This window comes from Alteromonas lipotrueae, from assembly GCF_019249255.1.
Lineage (GTDB): Bacteria > Pseudomonadota > Gammaproteobacteria > Enterobacterales > Alteromonadaceae > Alteromonas > Alteromonas lipotrueae.
In genome coordinates this window covers 365,609-391,554 of sequence record NZ_JAESDJ010000001.1, presented here as the reverse complement: position 1 = coordinate 391,554, position 25,946 = coordinate 365,609, and the positions used below count along the sequence as shown (strand labels likewise).

General features: G+C 44.6%; 19 protein-coding genes. 12 read left to right on the top strand and 7 right to left on the bottom strand.

The window, feature by feature from the left end:
• The first annotated feature begins 96 nt into the window (after positions 1 to 96).
• Positions 97 to 1,728, top strand: a complete 1,632-nt coding sequence (locus tag KYS23_RS01585) for a CTP synthase (protein WP_218417961.1) — start codon at positions 97 to 99, stop codon at positions 1,726 to 1,728.
• Between the two features lie 59 nt (positions 1,729 to 1,787).
• A complete protein-coding gene (eno, locus tag KYS23_RS01580; RefSeq protein ID WP_159529106.1) occupies positions 1,788 to 3,080 on the top strand; it encodes a phosphopyruvate hydratase in 1,293 nt (430 codons plus the stop codon).
• A 335-nt stretch (positions 3,081 to 3,415) separates the two neighbouring features.
• On the opposite strand, the gene KYS23_RS01575 is transcribed toward eno, so the two are convergent.
• Positions 3,416 to 6,373: a TonB-dependent receptor gene (locus tag KYS23_RS01575; RefSeq protein WP_218417960.1), complete on the bottom strand. Its 2,958-nt coding sequence runs from the start codon at positions 6,371 to 6,373 to the stop codon at positions 3,416 to 3,418.
• 666 nt (positions 6,374 to 7,039) lie between these two features.
• On the opposite strand from KYS23_RS01575, the gene KYS23_RS01570 reads away from it, so the two are divergent.
• On the top strand, positions 7,040 to 7,765 hold the full coding sequence (locus tag KYS23_RS01570; protein ID WP_218396113.1) for a hypothetical protein: 726 nt from the start codon (positions 7,040 to 7,042) through the stop codon (positions 7,763 to 7,765).
• Between the two features lie 68 nt (positions 7,766 to 7,833).
• Here the strand turns inward: KYS23_RS01570 and KYS23_RS01565 are convergent, their stop codons facing one another.
• Positions 7,834 to 8,823 (bottom strand): alpha/beta fold hydrolase, encoded by a 990-nt coding sequence (locus tag KYS23_RS01565; RefSeq protein ID WP_159529100.1) that lies wholly within the window; start codon positions 8,821 to 8,823, stop codon positions 7,834 to 7,836.
• 500 nt (positions 8,824 to 9,323) lie between these two features.
• Here KYS23_RS01565 and leuA point away from each other — a divergent pair, with 500 nt between their 5' ends.
• From leuA to KYS23_RS01540, 5 genes are all read left to right on the top strand, one after another.
• Entirely contained in the window at positions 9,324 to 10,883 is a 1,560-nt protein-coding gene (gene leuA, locus KYS23_RS01560; protein WP_013785248.1) for a 2-isopropylmalate synthase, read from the top strand.
• Complete coding sequence (leuB, locus tag KYS23_RS01555; RefSeq protein WP_159529098.1) at positions 10,884 to 11,981, top strand: 3-isopropylmalate dehydrogenase; 1,098 nt, start codon at positions 10,884 to 10,886, stop codon at positions 11,979 to 11,981.
• 8 nt (positions 11,982 to 11,989) lie between these two features.
• Positions 11,990 to 13,390 carry a 3-isopropylmalate dehydratase large subunit gene (gene leuC, locus KYS23_RS01550; RefSeq protein ID WP_159529096.1) on the top strand — a complete coding sequence of 467 codons (1,401 nt, stop codon included), beginning with the start codon at positions 11,990 to 11,992 and terminating at the stop codon, positions 13,388 to 13,390.
• A gap of 2 nt (positions 13,391 to 13,392) precedes the next feature.
• Positions 13,393 to 14,004: a 3-isopropylmalate dehydratase small subunit gene (leuD, locus tag KYS23_RS01545; protein WP_159529094.1), complete on the top strand. Its 612-nt coding sequence runs from the start codon at positions 13,393 to 13,395 to the stop codon at positions 14,002 to 14,004.
• 165 nt (positions 14,005 to 14,169) lie between these two features.
• Positions 14,170 to 15,393: a cyclic di-GMP phosphodiesterase gene (locus tag KYS23_RS01540; RefSeq protein ID WP_159529093.1), complete on the top strand. Its 1,224-nt coding sequence runs from the start codon at positions 14,170 to 14,172 to the stop codon at positions 15,391 to 15,393.
• 52 nt (positions 15,394 to 15,445) lie between these two features.
• On the opposite strand, the gene KYS23_RS01535 is transcribed toward KYS23_RS01540, so the two are convergent.
• A complete protein-coding gene (locus tag KYS23_RS01535; RefSeq protein ID WP_218417959.1) occupies positions 15,446 to 16,702 on the bottom strand; it encodes a general secretion pathway protein GspB in 1,257 nt (418 codons plus the stop codon).
• A complete protein-coding gene (locus KYS23_RS01530; RefSeq protein ID WP_218417958.1) occupies positions 16,695 to 17,606 on the bottom strand; it encodes an ExeA family protein in 912 nt (303 codons plus the stop codon). Before KYS23_RS01530 ends, KYS23_RS01535 begins: the two co-directional genes overlap by 8 nt.
• A gap of 129 nt (positions 17,607 to 17,735) precedes the next feature.
• Here KYS23_RS01530 and KYS23_RS01525 point away from each other — a divergent pair, with 129 nt between their 5' ends.
• The 4 genes from KYS23_RS01525 to hemW all read left to right on the top strand — a co-directional run bounded on the left by KYS23_RS01525 (position 17,736) and on the right by hemW (position 22,510).
• Positions 17,736 to 18,914: a multifunctional CCA addition/repair protein gene (locus KYS23_RS01525; protein WP_218417957.1), complete on the top strand. Its 1,179-nt coding sequence runs from the start codon at positions 17,736 to 17,738 to the stop codon at positions 18,912 to 18,914.
• 185 nt (positions 18,915 to 19,099) lie between these two features.
• Complete coding sequence (srmB, locus tag KYS23_RS01520) at positions 19,100 to 20,344, top strand: ATP-dependent RNA helicase SrmB (RefSeq protein ID WP_159529086.1); 1,245 nt, start codon at positions 19,100 to 19,102, stop codon at positions 20,342 to 20,344.
• A 431-nt stretch (positions 20,345 to 20,775) separates the two neighbouring features.
• The gene (locus tag KYS23_RS01515; RefSeq protein ID WP_159529084.1) at positions 20,776 to 21,378 is read left to right on the top strand and encodes an XTP/dITP diphosphatase; all 603 of its coding nucleotides are present in this window, start codon (positions 20,776 to 20,778) and stop codon (positions 21,376 to 21,378) included.
• Positions 21,371 to 22,510, top strand: coding sequence for a radical SAM family heme chaperone HemW (hemW, locus tag KYS23_RS01510; protein WP_159529082.1), 1,140 nt, complete (start codon positions 21,371 to 21,373; stop codon positions 22,508 to 22,510). Before KYS23_RS01515 ends, hemW begins: the two co-directional genes overlap by 8 nt.
• Positions 22,511 to 22,555: 45 nt before the next feature.
• Here the strand turns inward: hemW and KYS23_RS01505 are convergent, their stop codons facing one another.
• From KYS23_RS01505 to KYS23_RS01495, 3 genes are all read right to left on the bottom strand, one after another.
• The gene (locus KYS23_RS01505; RefSeq protein WP_159529080.1) at positions 22,556 to 23,365 is read right to left on the bottom strand and encodes a YggN family protein; all 810 of its coding nucleotides are present in this window, start codon (positions 23,363 to 23,365) and stop codon (positions 22,556 to 22,558) included.
• A 201-nt stretch (positions 23,366 to 23,566) separates the two neighbouring features.
• On the bottom strand, positions 23,567 to 24,118 hold the full coding sequence (locus tag KYS23_RS01500; protein ID WP_159529078.1) for an Lcl C-terminal domain-containing protein: 552 nt from the start codon (positions 24,116 to 24,118) through the stop codon (positions 23,567 to 23,569).
• Between the two features lie 2 nt (positions 24,119 to 24,120).
• Complete coding sequence (locus KYS23_RS01495) at positions 24,121 to 25,848, bottom strand: Lcl C-terminal domain-containing protein (protein WP_232370715.1); 1,728 nt, start codon at positions 25,846 to 25,848, stop codon at positions 24,121 to 24,123.
• Positions 25,849 to 25,946: the final 98 nt, after the last annotated feature.

The following is a 25,946-nucleotide window of genomic DNA, read 5'->3' as shown; positions in this document are numbered from 1 at the left end:
ACTTGCGTATACTATTAACCCGTCCAAAGTATGGCTAGTTTAGCTCCTAAACTACACTCATATTTACCCAATACAACTCAACGTTCTAGGTTTCGCATGACAAATTATATTTTCGTCACCGGTGGTGTAGTTTCATCGCTAGGTAAAGGTATTGCCGCTGCGTCTTTAGCCGCAATTCTTGAAGCTCGCGGGCTCACCGTCACCATGTTAAAGCTCGACCCCTATATTAATGTCGACCCAGGCACCATGAGCCCTATTCAACATGGCGAAGTATTTGTTACCGATGATGGCGCAGAAACCGATCTTGATCTTGGTCACTACGAGCGTTTTATTCGCACCCGTATGACTAAGCGTAACAACTTCACTACCGGGCGGGTATACGAAGAAGTATTAAAACGTGAACGTCGAGGCGACTACTTAGGCGCCACTATTCAGGTTATTCCACACATTACCAACGAAATTAAGCGCCGTGTGGTTGAAGGCGCTGAAGGTCACGATGTGGCTATTGTTGAGATTGGTGGAACGGTTGGTGATATCGAATCACAACCTTTCTTAGAAGCAATTCGTCAGCTAGGTACTGAGCTTGGCCGCGAAAAAGCCATGTATATGCACTTAACCTTAGTGCCTTACATGCCAGCATCTGGTGAAGTAAAAACGAAACCAACACAGCACTCGGTTAAAGAACTTCGCTCTATTGGTATTCAGCCAGACATTTTAGTTTGCCGCTCTGTTGGCGCGCTTCCCTCTACCGAGCGTTCTAAAATTGCGTTGTTTACTAACGTAAACGACAAAGCAGTTATCTCGCTTAAAGACGTAGATAGCATCTATCGCATACCAGCAGCACTTAAAGCGCAAGGCATGGATCAACTTGTGGTAGACCGCTTTGGTTTAGACTGCAAAGAAGCCGACCTTTCAGAATGGGAACAGGTACTTTACGCAGAGTCTAACCCTACAGCCGAAGTTAACATCGGTATGATTGGTAAGTACGTTGAACTGCCGGACGCTTATAAGTCAGTTAACGAAGCGCTTAAACACGCTGGGTTGAAAAATCGCCTAACCGTAAACATTCACCATATCGACTCGCAAGATGTTGAAAGCAAAGGTCCACAAATTCTAGAACAGCTAGATGCTATATTAGTGCCTGGCGGTTTTGGTGAGCGCGGCATTGAAGGCAAAATTGCAGCAGCACGCTATGCGCGTGAAAATAAAGTCCCTTACTTAGGTATTTGTCTGGGTATGCAAGTTGCACTCATTGAGTTTGCACGCAATGTGGCGGGTATGGAAGATGCGAATAGCTCAGAGTTCGACCCTGAAACACCTTACCCCGTTGTTGGCTTAATTACAGAATGGCTTGATGAAGCGGGTACAACAGAAGTACGTACCGAAAATTCAGACTTAGGCGGCACTATGCGTTTGGGTAGCCAGCTTTGCCATTTAATTGAAGGTACTAAGGTACATGAGATTTATGGCAGCGCTGAAATTTATGAACGTCACCGTCATCGCTACGAGGTGAACAACAACCTTCGTGAACAAATTGAAGCCGCAGGGTTAAAGGTAAGTGGTTTGTCCACTGACAAACGACTTGTAGAAGTAATAGAAATACCTGACCATCCTTGGTTTATTGCGGGTCAATTCCACCCTGAATTCACGTCAACCCCTCGTGATGGGCACCCATTATTTAAAGGGTTTGTCGCTGCCGCTGGACAGTATCAAAAAGAGAATCATTAATTTCTAATAAGGGAACACTTTCTCCCGTTGTGTTCCCAAACAATTGTTAAGGAAAAAACATGGCGAAAATTAGTCGCATTATTGGTCGCGAAATTCTGGACTCACGCGGTAATCCTACCGTTGAAGCAGACGTGTATTTAGAATCAGGCGTTATGGGTCGTGCTGCTGCACCATCTGGCGCTTCAACCGGTAGCCGCGAAGCACTAGAACTTCGTGACGGTGACAAGTCTCGTTATTTAGGTAAAGGCGTAGTAAAAGCTGTAGCCGCTATTAATGATGCCATTGCACCTGCGCTTTTAGGTAAAGATGCACTAGCACAAGCTGATATCGACGCTGTCATGATTGACCTAGACGGCACAGAAAATAAAGAAACTCTTGGTGCAAACGCAATTCTAGCGGTATCGCTAGCAGTTGCTAAAGCAGCGGCTCTAGAGAAAGGCGTTGCCCTTTACGAGCACATTGCTGATCTTAACGGTACTTCTGGTGAATACTCAATGCCGGTTCCAATGATGAACATCATCAACGGTGGCGAGCACGCAGACAACAACGTTGATATTCAGGAGTTCATGGTACAACCAGTAGGCGCAAAGAGCTTCAAAGAAGCCCTTCGCATGGGTGCTGAAATTTTCCATTCATTGAAGAAAGTACTTTCTGCTAAAGGCCTAAATACGGCCGTTGGCGACGAAGGTGGCTTCGCACCAAACCTTAGCTCTAACGCTGAAGCGCTAGCGGTTATCGTAGAAGCGGTAGAAAACGCTGGCTACAAAATGAATGAAGATATTACGCTTGCACTAGATTGTGCGGCATCTGAATTCTACAAAGATGGCCAATACGTATTATCTGGTGAAGACAAGAGTTTCGACTCTGAAGCCTTCGGCGATTACTTAGCTGACCTTTCTGACAAGTACCCTATTGTGTCTATTGAAGATGGCCTAGACGAAAGCGATTGGGACGGTTGGGCAAGCTTAACCAATAAAATTGGTGAAAAAGTACAACTTGTTGGCGACGACTTGTTTGTAACTAACACCAAGATTCTTAAGCGTGGTATTGATAACGGTATTGGTAATTCAATCCTTATCAAGTTCAACCAAATTGGTTCACTCACTGAAACTTTGAACGCAATTAAAATGGCGAAAGATGCTGGCTTCACTGCTGTTATCTCTCACCGTTCTGGTGAAACTGAAGACGCTACTATTGCTGATTTAGCAGTAGGCACTGCGGCTGGCCAAATTAAGACTGGTTCACTATGTCGTTCAGACCGCGTTGCTAAATACAACCAACTTCTTCGCATTGAAGAAGCCTTGGGTGATGCTGCAACTTATAAAGGTCGCTCTGAAATTAAAGGTCAGTAACACTATTGGCAGTGCGCTTGATGTAAAAGCGCATTGGTTACTTACCTGTTTAAAAGCTGCGTAAAGGCCCCTATATGTGGGTAACCTTTACGCAGTTTTTTGTGCCTGCTTTATACCCTTTTAGCAAATATCTATTGCACGTACCTTTTGACGCTAGCCCCTTGTATCCATCCAATTAAACATATTTCGTTGAAGACTCATCTGTACAACCCTTTAACCCCCATCCAAATCGAATGACGATTATCAAACACTAGCGAACTTAATTTTAAACAAAAAAAACCCCAGCTAGTGCTGGGGTTTTTCAATTTAGTGTTATTAGTGAAGCTAGTCGCAGATTAGAAGCGGTAGTTAGCACCTAAAGTAACTCTGCGGTCAGTAAGACCTTGGAAGCACAACAGTGCACCTTCATTAATACAAGACTGCTCAACTTCTGATTCAGTAATGTTTACCGCCTCAATACCTATGTTCAAGTCTTCGTTCACGTCGTAGTTGATGCTAGCGTTAAGCTGGCCACGGTCTTCCTGAACTACTGGAAAACCCCAAGGGAAGCTAGATGTGCTTCCGAAGTCGTCTGAGCGGTACGCTTCACGCCATGTGTAACGCATACGGGCTGACAAACCAAACTTTTCGTAGTACAAGGTAAAGTTATAGGCATTTTCAGATAAGTTGAGTAAGCCTTGAATTGCTGACACTTCAATATCATCGATACCCGTAGAGGCTGCAAATACATTTGCCGCACGACTAGTGGCCGTATTTTCTGAATCACCACCATCGAACTCTTGAATCGTGTAGTTAGCAAGTACACCGAAACCTGAAGCCCAACCTAGTTCTTTTTCAAAACCTGAAAGGTCATATTGAACCGCAATTTCGATACCTTTTTGCGTGGTTTCGCCAGCGTCGTTAATCTTAGTTTCTGTACCTACACAAATACCTGTGCCTAGTTCAGGTCCAAAAACGTTGATATCAGCAATTGGGTTAAACACACCGCCACCTTCACAAGGGTCGGTAAGATCACGATAACCTGTTACTGGATCTTCAAATGCACTTACAATCTGGTCAACATGAAGCGCTTTACGTGTTTTATGGAATATACCAACACTTAACACGCTCGCTTCAGCAAAGTACCATTCTGCCGCTAAGTCGAAAGAGGTTACTTCTTCAGGCTCTAAACCAGGGTTACCGATAGCTACATTTGGGTTAGGGCTTGTGCTAAATGTTACTGAAGTAGATAAGTCGTCGAAGTCAGGGCGGCGTATATCTTTACCGGCACCGAAGCGAAGGACAACATCATCAGCCACATCAGCAACAATATTTAATCGAGGTAGAATGAAATCGTAATCTCCCGTATTAGTTACTTGCGATACCAATTCGTTTCCATCACCGTCAACAGTAATTGAGTTACCTACAGAGGTAACGTCTGTCTGCAAATAACGCAAACCAAAATTACCGCGGAACATCTCATATTCAAAGTTTGCTTGCGCATAAAGTGCATGTGTTTCTTCTTCGATGTCGAAGAAACCTGATGAACTTGATGTTGGCGCATTCAATGTAGCCGTCGAACCGTGTGCGTCCATAGCTTGTTGTAGTGTAGCTAATACGCCATCTGGATCTGAAGCCACTAATTCAGGGTTAATGATTAAGAAATCTCTAACGTAAAGTTCGCGACCATCCGCATCGTTGAAGTTATTAGGCCCAGCGACTAGTAATTCAGAGAATAAATCACCTCGAGGACTGTCTTCCATACTTCTTAAACCAACACTGGTGTTAACATCGTCACGGGTGCTCGCTGATTTATTGTAGCGATAACCAAAGTCAACTGACGTGATCATCGAGTCTACGTAATAAGAAAAATCAAAACGGATCGCATCTTCTGAGTTTTCAGTGGTATCTCTACCTATATTCACATCACGTAAAACAACGTTAGCAGGGTCTAAAAGCTGTTCTACTGTTGGTGCGTATTCTGCACCAGAAGCAATTCCGAACGCTAATGAACCGCCAGATAAATCATATTCAAACGGAACACTGTTGTCGTTACCACCACCAGCATCTAGCGGTGCATTGGGGTTGATAAAGTTAAGCGTAGTATTAAAGCTAGGAGTGGTAGTATCTGAAGATGAAGAGGCAACTTCAGCACTTACAAACCATTTCTCGCCTTGCCACTCACCACCTAATCTAAAGATTTGGCTCTCTGTAATACGAGAGTTTGTATCGGTAGACAAACGAAGATTAGGATCGTCGTCATCGTTATCAAGATTGACTGGAATGACACCGCGAAGAGCAGCCTGCATTGAACCTAAATCAGTGCCACCTAAAGAACCGAAATTAATCGTTTCGAATGCATCGGGTACTGAAATATCGTTAAGTGCACTTACGCCTGAAGCCTGAACACGTGAGCTTTCTTGTAAACGTTCTTGGTCATTGATGATTGCGTCGAAGAAAAACTTAGTGTCGTCGTTTGGCTGCCATTCAAAGGTACCTACAAAGTTTTTCGTTTCATACTCGTAGTTGTCATAATCTTGTACGAAAAACTGGATGGGTAGGAAGTCGAAGGATTGCGCGCTGGCCACACCGCTATCTGATGCAATTAAGTTATCTCGGTCAGCACGGGGCCTGAATGCAGATACATCTTGCTCTGAATAGCTGCCACTTACTACGATACCAAATTTACCGTGATCGTTTTCCCAGTTATCACCGAAAGTCGCTGAAAGACGAGGCTGGAAACCACTGTCCGTAGACAAGCTACTGTTTTCACCTTGAACACGAATCGACGTCAGTCTCTCGGTTAATTGAAGAGGACGAATTGTTTTAAGATTGATGGTACCACCAACAGAACCTTCAATCGTTTTAGCGTCTGGCGATTTGGTTACTTCCAACCCCGCAATAATTGCTGCTGAAACGTCTTCAAAATCGATACCGCTTCGGCCTGCGCCTGAACCTACCGTTGACACACCGTTAATCTCTGTACGGTTTGCGTCCGTACCACGGATTTGAACCCCCGTACCAACACCTGCTTCACGAGTAATTTGTATACCCGTGATGTTTTCTAACACTTCCGCTAAGTTTTGGTCAGGCAATTTACCAATGTCTTCAGCTTCAATGACTTCTACTAAATTATTTGTAAAACGTTTTTCATTCAGTGCACTGGCAAGCGAGGCGCGAATACCAGAAACCTGTATAACTTCTACGTCTTTTTCGGCTTCTTGTTGAGCATCTTGAGCAAGCGTGGAAGTGGCAAAACTTAGCGAAGTTGCAGATAACATCGCTAAGGTAATTTTAGATAATTTGTGTCCCATGTGTGTTTCCTCTTGCAGCGTTTTGGTTTAAGCCTTCAAGGCTTCCAAAACAGCATTGCTAAGTTATTGGTTACATCCTGCACTTTAAAGATACACTTCATTTACAAGATGATTACAAAGCTAGACGAAAATCATACAATGGTCAACCTTTGATCACCTCAAAAAACAGATTAATCAACGCAAATTGTAATGCCAATTAACAACAACAAAGCTAACCAATAAAAACCAAAACAAGTAAAAACACACAATAACATTTAATTATCAATTGCTTAAATAATTAAAGCCGTGTTTTTAGTTATTTTTATGAGTTAAAATTGTGAGGTATATTAAATAATTATTCTTTAGCATCGTTTCTCAAAATGTAGCAAAAATCAAAAGTGGTAATACTATTTCTTATACAAATATATTGGGAACAACCATATTGGTAATGTATCAATAGTCATTCTCAGCGTTGGCCAGCTAAATTCTTTTAGCCTTTGAGGAGGTTTCAAGATATCTTGTCGCCTAGCACTATATAATGCTGGTGACGTGCTAGTGCCCTCTAGGCTGCGCCTATTAAGGCAGATGCTTTATATTAGTGAGGTGATATCACTGGGTTTCTGGATACCCAGCATAAATCCTGCTAACGTAGGTTTATTGCGTCTTTTTTATTGTCTTACCAGTATTATGACATCCGACGGACATACGTCTTCCACACAATCAGGCTTTTTTAGCAATTCAGGCGAACTTGGTGGTGCGCAACCGCAGTTCACTGAAATTTGTACTGCGTTATATGAAAGAGAGCTTTTGCTTATCGCGCATAAAGGCCCATCCAATGTGTCGATACTGCGTCGAAGATTAGCCGGCCTGCCTCACCATATTCGAAGTGTTGCGCGATACCTTATAGACAATCCCTCACCGCTAGATATTGATCCGCACAATGGAAGTTGGTTTATTAAGCAACCGGGAAAATGTCCTGGGATCAGCCAACCTACTGATAAAAAATATCAGTGGTATAGGCAATATGCAGATTACGGTTTAGTTTTGCCTATATGCATAACCACGTTAGAAGGTATACATATAGAGCTCGACTCTATAGATAGCGTGAACCACACCACACATACGCTTCATACCAATAAACATGGCTGGTTTTCTTTTGATGGCGAGGTAGCACACAGCGAGATAGAGAAAAATCAGCTCAACGCAGAACACGATACGTCTCGCTTTACCGATGCAAATGCGGTATTGAAGCGACAACTTCTGAAACCCACGACGGCAATTATGGCGTCTGCGTGCAGCGGGCACATGTGGCGACATAAATCGAAAGGGGCACCTCGAGCACTTTCATTGCGAGAAATGCGTCTGTCCACTCACATTAACTGGAAAAACTTCACCTTGAAAGGTCAGGCCTAATTCTTATTTTAGGCACAGCCAAACCGCGATGATTACGTTAAATCAATACCCGAGATCCGCGTCGACATCTAATCCAACGCTTCTTCGTAGCGTTTTATAAAGCGCGAGAACGCTTCTATGTGTGGTAAGTGTCCTAAACCATCAAGCTCTTTCACCGTAATGGCATTGTTGCGGGCTTTAACTTCAGTACCGAGTTTATCGTAACGCCCCAATTCCCTTGTTACCCCTTCTTTTTTCCAACCTCGTCCAGGCCCAGTTCTATCTCGTGTGCCTAAAATTAACGTGACCGGTACTTGGAATTTATCAAACTCTTCAATAACAGGTTGAGTAAATATCATGTCGTAAGTTAGCGCGCTTACTTTAGCTAGCTGGGCCCAATCATCACCTTCAATCCATCCCATTAAATGGCTAGCGTGATAAGCATAGGTATCATTCCAATCACCGTCGTAATAGTTTGATTTCTGATAGCTAACAATATTTTCTGGCTGCTTTTTCAACTCGTTCTGGTAAAAAAACTCGATATCTTTATATTCTACATACTGAAGGTAATTTTCTAACCCGATAGGATTAATCAACACGAGTTTGCTGGTGTATTCTGGATAATTCAGAGCAAATCGCGATGCCACCATGCCGCCCATCGAATGCCCAGTAACAATAACCTCATCAAGTTCAAGCAATGAAAGAAGCAGCTTAGTGTTCTTAGCTAACGCAGCAAAGCTGTATTGATAGTTCACCGGTTTATCTGACTTACCAAAGCCAACCTGATCTGGAATAACCACACCATAACCCTGCTCATGTAACCAAGTAGCTGTAGTTTTCCAGTAGCTACTGGCAAAGTTCTTACCGTGCAGTAACAACACCGTAGGCTTTCCTTCTTTCGCTGGCAGTTGCATATATGCCATTTGAAGCGCTTGACCCTGAGATTCAAATGCCATGGCTTGAGCCGTAAAAGGGTAATCGAATTTGGTTAAATTTTTAGAAAACGGTTTAGCGAAGGCTATCGCTGAAAATGAGAAGACAATAAAAGAATAACCAAGAGAAAAAATAGCGCGTTTCATAAGTGTACTCACTATATAAACTAGATTTTTACCCTATCAAACTCACACATGAATTACTCTATGATCTAGCAGACGAATTCGATTACCCATCGCAATTTATCGCATTAAGTGACACTTTTGGCTTTTTGATGTTTTTTTTAAATTAGTATACACATCCTAACACTCGACCTGAGCAACGGATTTCGACTACCACCAGAAACACACATCTCGAATAACCTTTAAAAATAGGATAAAAACTCTATTTTAAAAAAACCATTATTTATAACCAAAATTTATACGCATTATTCGAATCAAAGGTTGACCTTACAGGCGTGGATGGGTACATTGTCGCTATCAACTGGTCGGCAAAGAAAATACGCAAATGATGCGCAATCGCTTTCTTCTAACTCTACTCCTTATGGCAGCAAGACTGCACGGGTAGATTGCGACCAGCGATTAATTACACAGAAACCCGTGCTTAGCACGGGTTTTTTTTTAACTTTTATAAACGAGAGAGCGTTATGACAAATCAAGTGAAAATCTTTGATACCACATTGCGAGACGGTGAGCAGGCCTTACCTGCAAGCCTAAGTGCCAAAGAAAAGCTGCAGATCGCTCTCGCTCTCGAACGTTTAGGCGTCGACATCATTGAAGCGGGCTTTCCTGTGTCATCTCCTGGTGATTTCCGCTCGGTTCAAATGATCGCAAAAGAAGTTAAGAATTCTGTAGTATGTGGTTTATCTCGTGCTTTGGCAGGCGATATTGATGCCTGCGGACAGGCACTTAGTGTGGCTGAGCAATTTAGAATTCACACCTTCATTGCTACTTCAGAAATTCACGTTGGCGCCAAGCTACGTAAATCTCACGATGAAGTAGTAGATATGGCAGTTGCGGCAGTTAAACATGCCCGCAAATACACTGACGACGTTGAATTCTCGTGTGAAGATGCCGGCCGTACTCACATAGACTATTTATGCCGCATGGTAGAAGCCGCCATCAATGCTGGCGCTACCACGGTTAATATTCCAGACACGGTTGGGTACACCACGCCGACAGAATTCGGCGGCATTATTCAGCAGTTGTTTAACCGCGTACCAAATATCGATAAAGCCATTATCTCTGTGCATTGCCACAACGACTTGGGTTTAGCAGTAGCTAACTCGTTAGCAGCGGTAGAACAAGGTGCTCGTCAAGTTGAATGTACCATTAACGGTATTGGTGAACGTGCAGGTAATGCGTCCCTTGAAGAAATTGCAATGATTTTGCAAACCCGTCAAGCCATGTTGGGTATTAACACCAACATCAATTCGCAAGAAATTTCGCGTACGTCTAAGTTGGTTAGCCAATTGTGTAACATGCCTGTTCAAGCGAATAAGGCCATTGTGGGTGCGAATGCATTTAGTCACTCATCAGGCATTCACCAAGACGGTGTATTAAAAGCGCAAAACACCTATGAGATCATGACACCGGAAAGTGTAGGTATTAATAAAAACAACCTAAACTTAACCTCTCGTTCAGGGCGTCATGTGATTAAGCATCGCTTAACTGAATTGGGTTACAAGGTAGAAGATTACGACTTAGAAGCGGTTTACGACGCCTTCTTGAAGTTGGCTGATAAGAAAGGCCAAGTTTACGACTACGACTTAGAAGCTTTGTTGTTCTTCGATAAGCAAAAGCACGATCATGCTCACTATCAATTGATGAACCTTCAAGCGACTTCAGGAAGAGAAATTATTCCAAGCGCTACCGTAAAACTAAAAGTAGGCGAAGAAGAAATTATCCAATCTAGTATTGGTAATGGCCCTGTTGATGCTGCATACAATGCAATTAGAGCTATCTTGGGCCATGAAGATGTTGAAGTTGTAGACTTCAAATTAGATTCAAAAGGCGAAGGGGCCGATGCCCTAGCACAAGTGAGTGTAATCGCCACTTATAAAGGGCGTCGTTTCCACGGCATTGGTCTTGCCACCGATATTGTTGAAGCTGGTGTAAAAGCCCTTATTTTCGTACTAAACAACACTTATTTAGCTGATCAAATTGACCAGCAGAAAAATCAACAAGAACGCGTTGCAGGAGTTTAAATGAGCCAGTTCTCAATTGCCGTATTAGCCGGAGACGGTATAGGCCCAGAAGTAATGCAAGAGGCCAACAAGGTCTTAGATGCGGTAGAAAAGAAATTTAACGTAGCATTTAACCGTACTGCTTACCCTGTAGGCGGTTATGCTATTGATACTGAAGGTGAGGCCCTCCCCTCAAAAACCTTGTTAGGTTGTGAGCAAGCTGATGCCATTTTATTTGGCAGCATTGGCGGCCCCAAATGGGACACCTTACCGTTAGAACAGCGCCCAGAGCGCGCTGCGTTACTAACATTGCGTAGCCATTTTGATTTATTCAGTAACTTACGCCCTGCTCGCATTTATCCTGGGTTAGAAGCCTTGTCTCCACTGCGTGAAGATATTGCAAAATCTGGCGTAGATGTGTTGGTGGTTCGTGAACTTACCAGCGGCATTTACTTTGGCCAGCCCAAAGGGCGCGAGGGTGAAGGCGAAGAAGAGTTTGCTTATGACACTATGCGTTACAGCAAACGTGAAATTCGTCGTATTGCGGTTGCCGCTTTTGAAGCTGCGCAGAAACGCCGCGGTAAAGTGACTTCAGTCGATAAAGCCAATGTATTACTGACCAGTCGCTTATGGCGTGAAGTCACTGAAGAAGTGGCAAAAGACTACCCAGACGTAGAACTTGACCATATCTATATTGATAACGCGACGATGCAAATCATGAAGAACCCGGCGCAGTTTGATGTAATGCTGTGTTCTAATTTATTCGGCGACATCGTTTCTGACGAATGTGCCATGATGACAGGCTCTATGGGCTTATTAGCTTCTGCTAGCATGAATGAAGACGGTTTTGGTTTGTACGAGCCAGCGGGTGGTTCTGCTCCAGATATCGCCGGGTTAGGTATTGCTAACCCTATTGCACAGGTACTTTCTGCTGCCATGATGCTACGTTTCAGCATGAACCTAACTGATGCTGCCGATGCTATTGAAAAAGCGGTTATTGCCACATTGGAAGCGGGGGTTCTTACAGGCGAACTCCTTCCTGATGATAAGCGAGATAACGCGTCTACCACCTCACAAGTAGGTGATGAAATAGTAAAACAATTAATGGCGCAGGAGTAATTAACACCATGGCCAAGACCTTATACGACAAAGTGTGGCAAGCACATATTATCGACCAATTAGGCGAAGACAGCTTAATTTACATCGACCGCCACCTTATTCACGAAGTAACCTCGCCGCAGGCTTTTGCTGGCTTAAATGAAAAAAGCCGTAAAGTACGTTGCCCTGAGCGCACTGTTGGTACCATGGATCACAGTATTTCTACTCGCTCGTTAGCGATTGATGCGTGCGGTCCACAAAACGCACTTCAACTTCACACCCTTGCGAATAACTGTGAGCAACACGGCATTCAACTTTTCCCTGTTGGCCACCAAAAGCAAGGTATCGTGCATGTTATGGGCCCTGAACTAGGCCTGATTCAACCGGGCATGACAGTTGTATGTGGCGATTCACACACTGCCACTCATGGCGCATTCGGTGCCCTAGCATTTGGTATTGGTACGTCTCAAGTTGAGCACGTATTAGCAACTCAAACCCTTAAGCAAAGCCGTGCGAAAAGCATGCTCATTAAGGTAAATGGTACGCTTCCTGTTGGTATTACTGCGAAAGACATCATTCTAGCCATCATTGGCAGAATTGGTCACGCAGGCGCAACGGGGCACGTTATTGAATATGCAGGTGAAGCTATTTCTGGTTTAACCATGGAAGAGCGCATGACCGTGTGCAACATGAGTATAGAAGCTGGCGCTAAAGCAGGCTTAATTGCTCCTGATGACACTACTTTTGAATACCTTAAAGGCCGTGAATACGCGCCAAAGGGCCAAGACTGGGAAGACGCTGTAGCCTATTGGAAAACCCTTTACACTGAAGAAGGCGCAAGCTTCGATACAGTAGTAGAACTTGAAGCGGCTGACATTGCACCTCAGGTTACTTGGGGCACAAACCCAGGCCAAGTTATTGGTGTTGATGCACCCGTGCCGGGCCCAGATGATTTCTCTGATCCTATCGAAAAAGAAAGCGCCAAAAAAGCCTTGGGCTATATGGGATTATCAGCAGGCGATAAGCTTGCAGATGTTGCCGTAAACCATGTGTTTATTGGTTCTTGTACTAATGGTCGTATTGAAGATTTACGTGCAGCTGCGCATATTGCTAAGAATGGCAAAGTAGTCGATTCAGTTACCGCCATTGTGGTTCCTGGTTCAGGTCATGTGAAAAAACAAGCTGAGGCTGAAGGGTTAGATAAAATCTTTACCGACGCTGGCTTTGAATGGCGTTTACCAGGTTGCTCTATGTGCTTGGGTATGAACGACGACAAACTTGTGGCTGGCGATCGTTGTGCATCAACCAGTAACCGAAACTTTGAAGGCCGTCAGGGTCGTGGTGCACGCACCCATTTGGTTAGCCCAGCGATGGCAGCTGCCGCCGCTATTACTGGCCGTTTCGCCGATGTTAGAGAATTTCAGGAGTAACCATGTCTAATTCAATACAAGGTTTTACCGCGCACACAGGTTCAGCAGTACCGCTAGACCAAGCCAACGTAGATACCGACCAAATTATTCCCAAGCAGTTTCTAACTGGTGTGACTCGCGCTGGCTATGGAAAGCACTTGTTTCACGATTGGCGTTATTTGGATTTAGAAGAAAAAGTACCTAACCCAGAGTTCTCATTGAACAAACCTGAGTTTGCCGGTGCAAGTATATTACTTACTCGAGAAAATTTTGGTTGTGGATCTAGCCGTGAACATGCGCCATGGTCGCTGAACGATTTTGGTTTTAAAACCATTATTGCCACCAGCTATGCTGATATTTTTTATGGCAACTGTATTAATAACCAATTGTTACCGGTTGCGCTTGCCAGCAGCGAAATGGACGCATTGTTTGCAGCAGTTGAAGCTAATCCAGCGCTAGAAATTACGGTTAACTTACCAGAGCAAACTGTATCTTTTGGTGAGACTAGCTTCAGCTTCGACATTGCGGATCACCATAAAACTAACTTGCTAAAAGGGTTAGATGCGATTGGCCAAACGCTTGAGCTTACTGACAAAATTTCGGCTTACGAAGCGAAGCAACCTGTTTGGGTTTAATTACTGGCTGTAAAATACTAGCTGTAAAATACAAGCTCTTAAACGCTAGGTTTAAACTTTAGTATCGTTCAGTGGAATTTTGCTCCGTAGTGATGGCGAAGTACTCGTACTTCGCCTAACTTTAGTAAGTAATTAACATCGCAGAAAAAATTGAATGGAGTCTTTATGCTGAAAGCAGTACCTATTGATGATCTCAAACCAGGGATGTACATCAACCAAGTACTTAAACAAACCGGCAGTTTACGGATGCGTTCAAAGGGCCTTGTAAAACATCAAACGGTCATCAACACCTTAAAATCTCGCGGGATATTGACTGTTCAAGTAGACTTCGAGAAGTCTGTTATTCACGAACCAGCAACCGACTCAGCTCCCCTTCCCACATCAGAAACAATCACTCAAGCGCCTACTGATGTAAAAGAAGAGCAGTCGCCAGCGCCTAATAGCCTTACAAGAAACGCAATGAAAGAAGCTAATGGGCTTTACTTTGATGCGATAAATATACAAAACGGTTTTTTATCTGCACTTAACCGTGGTGCGGTAAACGACTTAAAATTAGTGAAAGACCTAGCGCAGAGCCTTATCGATAGTGTATTTGATAACAAAGACGCCCTGTCCTGCTTAACTCTGATAAAAAACAACAACGCTTACCTGCTAGAACACTCTATCAACTGCAGTATTTTAATGGGCATGTTTACCCAGTTTCTAGGGTATGACAGAGATACCATAGATCAAGCGAGTTTAGGTGCTTTGTTGATGGACGTTGGCATGTCGTCGTTACCTATGGATGTTCACAACAATGTTGACGATTTGTCAGCGGCAGATTGGGAAATGATGAAAACCCATGTTGATATTGGTGTTGAGCTTGTGGAGCAGTGTGGTGATATTTCGGATTTAGTGTTATCGATTATTGCGCAACATCACGAACGCATAGACGGCAGTGGCTACCCTAAAGCACTCAAAGACATGGCAATTTCAGAATTTGCGCGCATTGCAGGTATTATTGATACCTACGATGCCATGGTGTCCAATCGTCCCCACAAAGAAAGTATTAGCCCCACCCAGGCCCTCAAACGACTAACGGAAGATAAGAGCCTCGATCAAGCCTTGGTTAGCCAATTTGTCACATGCATGGGAGTGCACCCTGTAGGCTCAATTGTTAGGCTAAAAAGTGGGAAACTTGCCATTGTCAGCCAACAAAACCCACTTAGTACGATGAGCCCCATTGTGATGACATTTTATAGCGTTCCATCGCAGCAATATGACGATATTACTCGGCTAGATTTAAGTGCAAATGATGACGAAATTGTCTCAGGTGTACGGCCCGATGATTTTAACGTTAACTTGTCGACTTTCTTTCAAGACGTATTTGTCAGTCAAGCGCCAGACTAATGAGCAATGGGCATTAAAATGCACTTCAATACCTCATTGCTTAGCGCTTTTATTACCAATCCGTAAGCGCCGCCATGGTGAAGAGTTCTTCTTCAAAACCTAACACCACTTGCTGCGCTTCAATATTGACAATTTGCACCTTATCGTCAATCCAATCGCCCTCACTCATTTGTTTGCCGTTCACTCGCACCCAGCGATCATCGGGTCGTGATGCGTACATATGCGCACTGAAGTTCATAGAGGGCAATCTCGTTAATAGCCGCACAGGTAACTGATCAACACGCTGAATGTTGTCTCGAACCGTTACTTTCGTTTCCGGCTCAAAATCATTATTCTCAGCTTGGGTATCGAGTGCGGCCACCGCTTGATTAAAACGCGCTAACAGTTCTGGCGATACTTCAATCTTGTTGTCATCTTGGTTGCCTTGAGAATTAAGCACGCGCCCTTCTTCCTCAGCCACGGCTAAGTCGAACGTATCATCAGCATCACTTCGATTCTCCGTCAGAGCTTGATTTCCCGTAGAGTTTTGGCTTGGCAGAGATTGTGAATTTGGGCTGTTATTAGCGCGAGAGGCTTGCGATATATCATCTGAACCAACTTCTTGCGAAGCGATGCCTTCAGAAGGTGGATTACCGCTAGAGGTTGATACTTGTTCAGATGCATTGGGCACCATTAACGGCGTATCTATTGGCGCAGCTGTTTGTTCTGCCCCTTGCACACTGCCTTGGCCGCTAACTTGTGCAGTTAGCTGTGAAGATGTCTGTGCAAGCTCTTGTGTCGGCGCTTGTTTAAGCGCTTCAGAACCCAATTCCGAGGTAGCGGCCGTGGTTGAGGTTTCAGGTTGAATAGTTTCCACAACCGATGCTGTAACCGCAGGCCACCATTCACCTCGCGTGGCAACCAAAAAACCTAAGCAAAAACCACCTGCAACAATGGTCGAATAAGTCGCAAGTTCTTTGCCATATACCTTCCACATGGAAGGTAGTCCTTGCACGGTAGGCAAAAACAAACTGCGATTAAATTGATCAGATAGCGTTTTGTCGAACTTAGCGCTGGTATCATGCTGGCCACGCAGTAGTGCTTGGGTCTGTGTGCGATGGCCACTTCCCGCTGTAGTAGCAGGCGCAATTTCTACTGTTTGATCAGGATCTATTTCTATTTCCTGAACACCCATTTCGGCTAAGCCTTCCACCATAGCATCGCTAGACACCAAGCCCGATTTTCGAATTTTAACCGGCCCATTCTGTTGCGTAATTCTAACAATCACCATGCCGGGCTTCAGGTCACTAATACTAAGAATATTAGACATATAAACTCCCTAGGCCATAACCACAGAACACAGCTACAACAAATGCGGTTGCAAGCCACCACTTTCGATTACCTTGCATACGTTGGCTTACCACATCTTCACCAAGAATTTGCTGTGCTGCAGCAAGGAAAATAGGTTTTTGCACTACAGCATGTTGTTTGGTAAAAGAAAGGGTTAACGCCCTATCGCAAAGCAAGTTTATCACTCTTGGAATACCACCGGTTATTTGATGCACTGCCCGCAAGGTAGATTTGCTAAAAATACTCACATCACCATGCGCGACACTAAGTCTATGCGCTATGTAAGCACTAACTTCTGGGGCGGTAAGTGGCAGCAAATGATACCGTGCAGTAATACGCTGAGCGAGTTGTCTTAGCTCGTTGCGCTTCAATAGTTGCTGTAATTCAGGCTGGCCGATTAATACCACTTTTAATAGCTTTTCGCGGTTGGTTTCAAGGTTCGTTAATAACCGCAATTGTTCCAACACTTCTGGCAATAAGTGCTGCGCTTCATCAACCATCAACACCGTGTTCATACCCTGTTGGTGATTTTCTGCCAACTTAGATAAAATCAAATCGGTAAAGTATTTTAAGCTGGCTTTCTCTTCTTGGTAGTGTAAACCAAGTTCATCGCATACCGTGGCGAGTAACTCCAGCGCAGAAAGCGTTGGGTTTAGTATCATCGCGACTTGGGTGTTATCGGGCAGTTGCTGCAATAACTTACGAGAAACCGTGGTTTTCCCTGTCCCTACCTCGCCGGTAAGCATAACAAAACCGCCACTTTCACTTAGCCCAAAAGTAAGGTGAGCTAACGCCTCTTTGTGCCGCGGGCTCATATAGAGGTAATCGGGGTTTGGCGCGATTGAAAACGGATTATCACTTAACCCAAAGTAATTCAAATACATGGTATTCGCTGTTGAAGTTGAAAACGCGATTTAAACTACCAGAGCGTGAACAGAAGTCAAAGTGTGCTTATACAAACTGCTTCTGTAATAATACGCATTGGCTTAGTTAAATTTTAATATAGAGGTTACATGCAAGTTTATTTAGTTGGCGGCGCGGTACGCGACACCCTTTTGGGAAGAACCGTTACCGAACGTGATTATGTTGTGGTAGGAGCAACACCTGCGCAAATGCTAGCTAAAGGCTTCACTCAAGTCGGTAAAGACTTCCCTGTATTCTTACACCCCAAAACCTCAGAAGAATACGCACTTGCCCGTACCGAACGAAAAACAAGCAACGGCTATACAGGCTTTGAGTGCGACGCGTCTACGTCGGTCACGTTGGAAGAGGATTTAAAACGCCGAGATTTAACTGTAAATGCCATTGCCCGAGATCAAGACGGCGAACTTATCGACCCCTATCATGGCCAGCAAGATTTAGCGCAAAAAGTTCTTCGTCATGTTTCTGAAGCCTTTAGTGAAGACCCTCTACGGGTATTTCGCGTAGCCCGTTTTGCCACCCGCTATGCCTATTTAGGATTTACCATTGCAGAAGAAACCTTAAGCTTAATGACCGACATGGCCAAGTCTGGTGAGTTAAACAGCCTAAGTGCAGAAAGAGTATGGCAAGAAACCAAGCGAAGTTTGCTGGAAGCTACTCCCGAGGTATTTTTCAAAACCTTAAAAGCGTGCCATGGCTTAGACGACTGGTTTGCAGAACTTAGTCAGTCTGAAAGCGCTTTTATTACTGGTATTCAGACACTCAAACAAATTCAAAAGCAATCACACACTCAACCACAGGAACAAAACGCCAGTCAGACTGCGCCAATAGAAATTCGTTTCGCAGCGCTTTGTTCAGGCTTATCACTCAATGAAGTTCAGCAACTGTGTAAACGCTTAAAAGTGCAAAATACAGTGAGCGAAATTGCCGAAATGGTGAGTGCGCATAAAACATCACTTCTTAATAGCGACAAACTAGATGCCGAGACTCTGTTATCTGTGTTTAATAAAACCGATGCATGGCGACGACCTGAACGCTTTAGTCTTTTTCTCAATGCCTTGCAGCCTATTGCAAGGCAACTCGCTGATTCAGAACGACCGGAAACTGTAGATGCATTAAATTGGGCGAGACGCGAAGCGTTGATAACTAAAGCTTTAGCAACAGCCAATGCAGTGGATGTTCAGCACATTATTGCCCAAGGATTTAAAGGCCCAGAAATTCGTGAAGCACTAAACAATGCTAAATTGGAAAAAATAAGCGCACTACTTTGATAAGGCGCCCTGATAAACCAAGTTAATCAGGCGCTTTCATCACTTAATTTCGTAAGGTGCTATCAAAGGGGTTGTGATGTGCTTGCACAAAACGATTCGGTAAATTATCTATTACGTGTTTTTTTTCTACGTTTTGTACCATAAATGCTACAATACGCCCCATTCAATATGAGCGTTTTTATACTATGACTTTCGAAGATCTCGAATTAGACGAAGAACTCTGCCACGCGGTGGCAGATATGGGCTACGAGAGCCCCACCAGCGTACAATCTTTGGTTATCCCTCATGCAATGGACGGGCGCGACATTTTGGCTTCTGCGCCTACAGGCACGGGAAAAACCGCTGCGTTCTTGTTGCCAGTTTGTCAGTTTTTACTCGACTACCCGCGTAAGCAACCAGGTTCGACTCGCATTCTTATTCTTACCCCTACCCGCGAACTCGCGCTTCAGGTGTATGAACAAGCCGTTGAGTTAACCAGACACACTGATATTGTTAGCGGTGTGATCACCGGTGGCATTAACTACGGTACCGACAGAGAAACCCTTAGCCAAAGTATCGATATTTTGGTGGCTACTCCAGGGCGTTTGTTCGAACACATTCAAAATGAAATGGCCGATTGTCGTGACATCGAGTGCCTGATACTTGATGAAGCCGATCGCATGCTAGACATGGGTTTCCGCACTATTGTGAACCAGATTGCTAGTGAAGCACGCTGGCGCAAACAGAACATGCTATTTTCTGCCACATTGGAAGGCGGCGGTGTCAGTCAGTTTGCCAAAGACATTCTGCAAAACCCTGAAGTGATTGAAGCGTTTCCATCACGCAAAGAAAAGAACAAAATTCACCAGTGGTATCACTTAGCTGATGACTTAAACCATAAAAAGGCATTGCTCGTTCATATATTAAAAGAACAAGCGACTACCACGGTTGTATTCGTTAAAACCCGCGAACGCCTGCAAATGCTTAAAGACTACTTAGCGTCGCAAGATATTATGGTGTGCTGGTTACAAGGCGAAATGCCACAAGATAAACGTATGGCTGCCTTAACGCGCTTTAAAAGCGGCGAAGTGCCGGTACTCCTAGCCACCGACGTAGCCGCGCGAGGCATTGATGTACCTGAAGTTAGCCATGTCATTAACTTCGATATGCCACGTAAAGCCGACGTTTATGTTCACCGAATTGGCCGTACCGGGCGCGCTGGCGCCAAAGGCACTGCGATTTCATTGATAGAAGCCCACGACTTTGAATTTATTTCCAAAGCGGCACGCTACACCGAAGAGCCAATTAAAGCCCGCGTTATTGCAGAACTTCGTCCGCAAAACAAAACACCTAAAATTGGCCCAAGAAAGAAAAAGCTAACGGCGAAAGACAAAGCGAAAGCCAAGGCGAAAGCGAAGCCAAAAATTAAGAATCGCACGAAGAAGCGCTAACGCGATGAGCTGATCTGGGGATAAGTGATGCGGCCCTTTGCGTGCTAGTTGATGACGAGGTTGGCGATGGCACGGTTAGCGCGGCCAATCAGGTGTGTTGGCTGCGCAAGCTTTCTCCCAATTCAGGGCAATCTGCGAAACCGGCAGGTATAAACCACCTTTAGCCATTCAAAGTTTTTTAAAAACGGTGTCTTATTAAGTTGCTCTTAATCTGCTACACAAGCTATTAAATAAACCGCGATTAAAACTGCAATATTTGCGACACAGGCTAGCAAGTAGGAGAACTAACTGCACAGTAACCCCTCTGCCGCATGGATGCGGCAGCGGAGCGTACAGGGATGTATTCACCGCGTGGTTACGGGGTAGTTAGGTCTCCTGCTTAGCTTAGCCAGCGCCAGCTAAAACTGAATTAAATTTGTTAAGGTATTTTTATGACTTTTCCTCAAAAGATAGTGCTTGCGTCTGGTAATCAGGGCAAGGTGCGTGAATTCACCAGCTTGTTTGCTGAGTACGGTGTAGATGTTATTGCGCAAAAAGACTTGGGCGTAGAAGACGTACCTGAAACAGGCACTACCTTTGTTGAGAATGCCATTATTAAAGCGCGACATGCTGCCAAGGTAACCGGTTTACCGGCTATTGCTGACGATTCCGGCTTAGTGGTTGATGCCCTTGGCGGCGCACCTGGTATTTATTCAGCACGCTTTGCTGGCGAGGATGCTACCGACAGCGACAATATCGACAAGCTTTTAAGTGAGTTAGCAGGTTCTGACAATCGCAAAGCCCACTTCTTTTGCACATTGGTTTTCATGCGCCACGCAGGTGACCCTGTGCCACTCGTTAGCCAAGGTAAGTGGGAAGGTGAAATTCTTAAATCTCGTGAAGGTGACGGCGGCTTTGGATACGACCCAGTATTCAACGTGCCATCGCACAACTGCACCGCAGCGCAGTTAGATAAAGCTGAAAAGAACCGTATTAGTCACCGCGGAAACGCACTGGCTATATTATTAGCATCAATGAGAAACACCTTTGCGTAATCCTCCACTAAGTTTGTATGTGCATATTCCATGGTGCGTACAAAAATGCCCATATTGCGATTTTAATTCACACGGCTTAAAGTCAGCATTGCCCGAAAAAGAGTATGTAGCTCACTTGCTCGATGACTTAGCCATAGATGCTAAGCGCATTGGCGATAGAACCGTTGAAACTATTTTCATAGGCGGGGGCACTCCAAGTTTATTTTCAGCCGAGGCGATTAGCGACTTAATTAAGGGTATTCGCATACGGGTAAACTTAGCGGATGATGCTGAGATCACCATGGAAGCTAACCCTGGTACGGTGGAAAGTGGTCGTTTCGCTGGCTTTTATCAAGCCGGTATAAACCGTATATCAGTAGGTATACAAAGCTTTCAGCCTGCCCACCTAAAAGTGCTTGGCCGCATTCATAATGATACCCAAGCCATAGAAGCGATTAATCAGGCACATAGTGCTGGGCTACCTACATTTAACTTAGATTTAATGCATGGTCTACCCGAACAAAGTGTAGAAAACGCCATGTCTGATGTGAATAAAGCCTTGGCGTTGTCGCCCTATCATTTGTCGTGGTATCAGTTAACGATTGAACCTAATACGCCCTTTTATTCACGTCCGCCTGAATTACCCGATGATGATATTTTGTGGGACATTCAAGAACAAGGCCATGCACGATTAAAGGCCGCTGGTTATGAGCAATATGAGATTTCTGCTTACGCAAAAGCGGGGCATCAGTGCCAGCATAACCTTAACTATTGGCGTTTTGGTGATTACTTGGGAATAGGCTGCGGCGCGCACGGCAAGGTTACGGATATCGCCACGGGAACGATTACGCGTACGGTTAAAATTAAGCACCCTCGTGGCTACATGGAAATAAGCCGCCCTTATTTAGACACAGAAACACGGGTACCTGCTGAAGACTTACCGTTTGAATTCTTCATGAACCGCTTTAGATTGGTAGAGCCCTGCCCTATTGAGGACTACACCGCACTAACCGGTGTTGAATTAACGAAAGAATATCAAGACGCTTTAGACGATGCTCAGGCACAAGGGCTGCTCGATATTACCGATACCCACTGGCAGGTAACCGCAAAAGGCAGACGTTACCTGAACACTTTACTGTCTTGTTTTGTATAGATTGGAAGTAGGCAGGATTGGCCTCGCTTAGTGCGAGGCTATCCGCTATTCCGTTTCCTCTGGGGAATGGGAAATAATGAGATTATACGGTTGCAGTGCGGGTATTGAAGCGCGAAGCTTTTCTTCAGCAACATCTAATCGTTTTAGTTTGTTACAAATCCACTCTGCTTTATTTCGTAGGCTGGTTGCTTTGCTGTTCATATCTCTTTCAAGCTGCTCGCCTACCGTGCCTAATTGACGGGTAATTTCAGCGACTTTGTCACTGTTCACTTCATCACTATTGGTATTGATTCCGCTAATAGCCGACAAAATACCGCCTACCGAGGTAGAAATAGCCTCTTCCAATTGGGCTTCAATTTCACTATCAACAAAATCATCGACACTTTCTAACGATCCTGGGCCGATGAAGTAATGATTACTCGCATGTCTGAACTTGTCTTTAACCCTTACTTTTACCCGCTTCATAGCGCTATTTAAGCGCTCGTAGCTATCGTGGTCGCTTCCTACTAAACCTAGGTACACACTCTCAATAGTATCTACTGCTAAATCAACGCCCTCGGTAGCCAACACTATCATTTTGGGCACCACATAATGTAGGCCATGCGCATACTCACCTAACCACTCGCTTTGTTCAGCGGTAAGGGTTTGCCAACGCCCATCAATAAAAAGTTGAGTTTGATCGTTAATTTGCACCCGCGTGCGAGACTTTTCCATAACGCGAAGTTGAGTTTCATTTACCGCTAAGCCATAAGCAAAATCAATGTTGCACGAAATTTCTGCCGAGGCTGGTTTAATCCATCCAGCAAATAGCACTGTGCTTACCATGCCTAGTAAAAGGCGTTCAAAATATTTCATGAGAGTATTGTGGCTAGCTTACACGCAAATAGGAAGGTGACATGAGTCTAAACTGCGAAAAATCAGGGTGAAGTATCAAGGTAAACATGGATGCCTGCTAACAATAAGAAATACGCGCATTATAAGTGCGCGCCTTCATATTTCCTACCGCACAACCTTCTCATTGGTCTAAAGTATAAATCAAAGGTTTGTGCATCTTCACTAATCGTTTGTGTACGTTCGCACCAATCTTACGTAAATAAAGCGATCTTTCTCTTTGATTGAATGGCTAGCATTAAAGAAAGCCACTACCCATGCCCTATCGGGATCATCAACCGAAGGGGTAGAAGTCCAAAAGTCATCTGGCGGCGTTTCTGGGAACATGGTGCTATTTACCGCTGGTCGTACACAGTCACGCTCAACAATAGTGGCAAGTTCTTTAACATTGGGAAGTCGCCACCCCAGCAAATCTTCATCACTGGCCGCATGCGCTAACTTTAATGCTTGCTGCCATGTGTACTTCACGGCTTCGCCATCACAGGTAGACCCATCCCAGGTTTGGCCTTCTGCACAGCGCTCCCACACCAAGTCGGTAGGCGCGTGTAACACCGTACTACTAGTAATGGTAGTAAAGTCTTCATCAGGTGTGGTTTCAAGCCCGTCTGACAAACACGTTTGTGCCGATAAGCCAGTTGAAACTAGCATAAGCGATGCTGCTAGTGGTGCTAATACAGATGATAATTTAGGTGTTAAAAAAGGCACTACGTTTTTCATAATTATCTCCCCGCTCTTACTAAGCGTACTTTTGCCGCCGAGGATTTATTTAAAAAATTATCTACCCCAGAATCGAAATCCAGCGCCCATGCATTTTGGGCATCGTCGCTGTTTACACCGTCTGCGCTAGGTACAGAAGTCCAGTACCACACTGGGTTTGCTGAAAGCACACCTGTATAAGGAAAGTAATCCTCATCAATGGTCATGCTATCAGAGATACCTAAATGCATAAGCGAAAAAAGTTCTTGGTGCGTGGGCATACGCCAGTCGTAAAAACCACATAACCCTTGAGCGTTTAATGCTGTCACATAAGCTTGCGTGTTGCAGTTAGTCAGTGAACAAACCGTATCGTTGCCGCTTAAATCACCTTCATAACCACCATTAACATCGTCGCTATACCATGAATAAGTGTAGTCTTTATCTTGCAGTGTACCGTCGTCGGTCTTTACTTCCCACACTAAGCCCGTTACGTTGTCGCGTACGCATGACCACGCATCTGCACTGGCATCTTGTTCATCGCCATTGGCATTTAAGCGGGTATAATCGAAGCCCGCTTTGCCTCTTCCTGCTTTCTCAATTAATCCATTATTCTCAACAACATCAGCGCCTCGTTGACCATCTTGACCTGGCCACTCGTTTTGTTGCGCTTCAGTAAGTGCATTATCAGTTGCTTGCTGCAACACGCCAGTATCATTCATTAAGGGAGTCGGCATAGGGCGTACGCCCACATTAATTGTATCTTCTACTTGATTACCGTTGGCATCGGTCACGGTTAATGTGTAAGCCACTACGGTATATTCAGTTACCGCAGGCGCGATAGCAAAAGTAGATAAGCCATCTTCATCATCTATTGCTTGTATGTCTACGTTTTGGCTTAAGATAGATGCATCAGCTGCATTAGCAGGTAACGCTGTTGAAGATACATTATTACTGCGCTCCCAATCATAAGTAAGCGGTAACGCACTTGGAATACTGGTACTGGCATCGCCATCTAGCAAAATAGTTTCACCACTAAAAACACCCTGAGAAGAACCAGCGTCAACCTCAGGCAACGTATCTGACTCTGACTGCACAAAAATAGCCACTGATTCAGTGTCGGTAGTGCCTTCGCTGTCGGTTACTGTCAATTCGAAACTTAGGGTTTGTGCATCATTTGCGATAGGCGTCACTATGGTAAGCGTTGATAAATTGGTTTCTTCACCCGTAATCACGTTAGTGCCGTCGGTTTGCGTCCAGCTGTAATCAGAGATGGATGCGCTCTCGTCTGCAGCATCGGCATCGGTGCTGCTACTACCATCAAAAATAACTTCTACACCACCGGGGAAATTATTTGCATCTAAACCATCCCACTCGGGCACATCAATAATCGCTTCTGGAGCAATATTAATTGGCACCACGGTTATAATGGTTAAATCACTGGCTTCGTTGCCCCCCGTGTCGTTAACCGTTACGGTAATAGTGTATTCTGTGGCACTTGATACGCTTGGCGCTTCAAAGCTAGCAGCAGAATCGCTAGTGTCTTCATGGGTGATAGTCAGTGAAGGCGATGCCGACCAACGGTAGGTATATTCTTCATTCCCACCACTCACTACCGCACTCAATGAATAACTTGCGCCCTCGGTAACCGTTGCATCGTCACCGGCGTTAATCACTAAGTCACTGTTGCTAGAGCCACTGCCGCCATCTGAATCACCGCCGCCACCGCCACACGCAGCTAACACAAACACCATTGCAACAAGAATAAAACATTTAGTCGAAAGGGTAGTTTTTGCCTTCGCCTCTAATAGCAAAAACAAGGGTGAGAATAGAAACTGGAAAAACGTTCGCA

Excerpts from the sequence above, each read along its gene's own strand:
- KYS23_RS01585 (WP_218417961.1), top strand. The coding sequence starts at position 97 with ATGACAAATTATATTTTCGTCACCGGTGGTGTAGTTTCATCGCTAGGT.
- eno (WP_159529106.1), top strand. The coding sequence starts at position 1,788 with ATGGCGAAAATTAGTCGCATTATTGGTCGCGAAATTCTGGACTCACGC.
- KYS23_RS01575 (WP_218417960.1), bottom strand. The coding sequence starts at position 6,373 with ATGGGACACAAATTATCTAAAATTACCTTAGCGATGTTATCTGCAACT.
- KYS23_RS01570 (WP_218396113.1), top strand. The coding sequence starts at position 7,040 with ATGACATCCGACGGACATACGTCTTCCACACAATCAGGCTTTTTTAGC.
- KYS23_RS01565 (WP_159529100.1), bottom strand. The coding sequence starts at position 8,823 with ATGAAACGCGCTATTTTTTCTCTTGGTTATTCTTTTATTGTCTTCTCA.
- leuA (WP_013785248.1), top strand. The coding sequence starts at position 9,324 with ATGACAAATCAAGTGAAAATCTTTGATACCACATTGCGAGACGGTGAG.
- leuB (WP_159529098.1), top strand. The coding sequence starts at position 10,884 with ATGAGCCAGTTCTCAATTGCCGTATTAGCCGGAGACGGTATAGGCCCA.
- leuC (WP_159529096.1), top strand. The coding sequence starts at position 11,990 with ATGGCCAAGACCTTATACGACAAAGTGTGGCAAGCACATATTATCGAC.
- leuD (WP_159529094.1), top strand. The coding sequence starts at position 13,393 with ATGTCTAATTCAATACAAGGTTTTACCGCGCACACAGGTTCAGCAGTA.
- KYS23_RS01540 (WP_159529093.1), top strand. The coding sequence starts at position 14,170 with ATGCTGAAAGCAGTACCTATTGATGATCTCAAACCAGGGATGTACATC.
- KYS23_RS01535 (WP_218417959.1), bottom strand. The coding sequence starts at position 16,702 with ATGTCTAATATTCTTAGTATTAGTGACCTGAAGCCCGGCATGGTGATT.
- KYS23_RS01530 (WP_218417958.1), bottom strand. The coding sequence starts at position 17,606 with ATGTATTTGAATTACTTTGGGTTAAGTGATAATCCGTTTTCAATCGCG.
- KYS23_RS01525 (WP_218417957.1), top strand. The coding sequence starts at position 17,736 with ATGCAAGTTTATTTAGTTGGCGGCGCGGTACGCGACACCCTTTTGGGA.
- srmB (WP_159529086.1), top strand. The coding sequence starts at position 19,100 with ATGACTTTCGAAGATCTCGAATTAGACGAAGAACTCTGCCACGCGGTG.
- KYS23_RS01515 (WP_159529084.1), top strand. The coding sequence starts at position 20,776 with ATGACTTTTCCTCAAAAGATAGTGCTTGCGTCTGGTAATCAGGGCAAG.
- KYS23_RS01505 (WP_159529080.1), bottom strand. The coding sequence starts at position 23,365 with ATGAAATATTTTGAACGCCTTTTACTAGGCATGGTAAGCACAGTGCTA.
- KYS23_RS01500 (WP_159529078.1), bottom strand. The coding sequence starts at position 24,118 with ATGAAAAACGTAGTGCCTTTTTTAACACCTAAATTATCATCTGTATTA.
- KYS23_RS01495 (WP_232370715.1), bottom strand. The coding sequence starts at position 25,848 with ATGGTGTTTGTGTTAGCTGCGTGTGGCGGTGGCGGCGGTGATTCAGAT.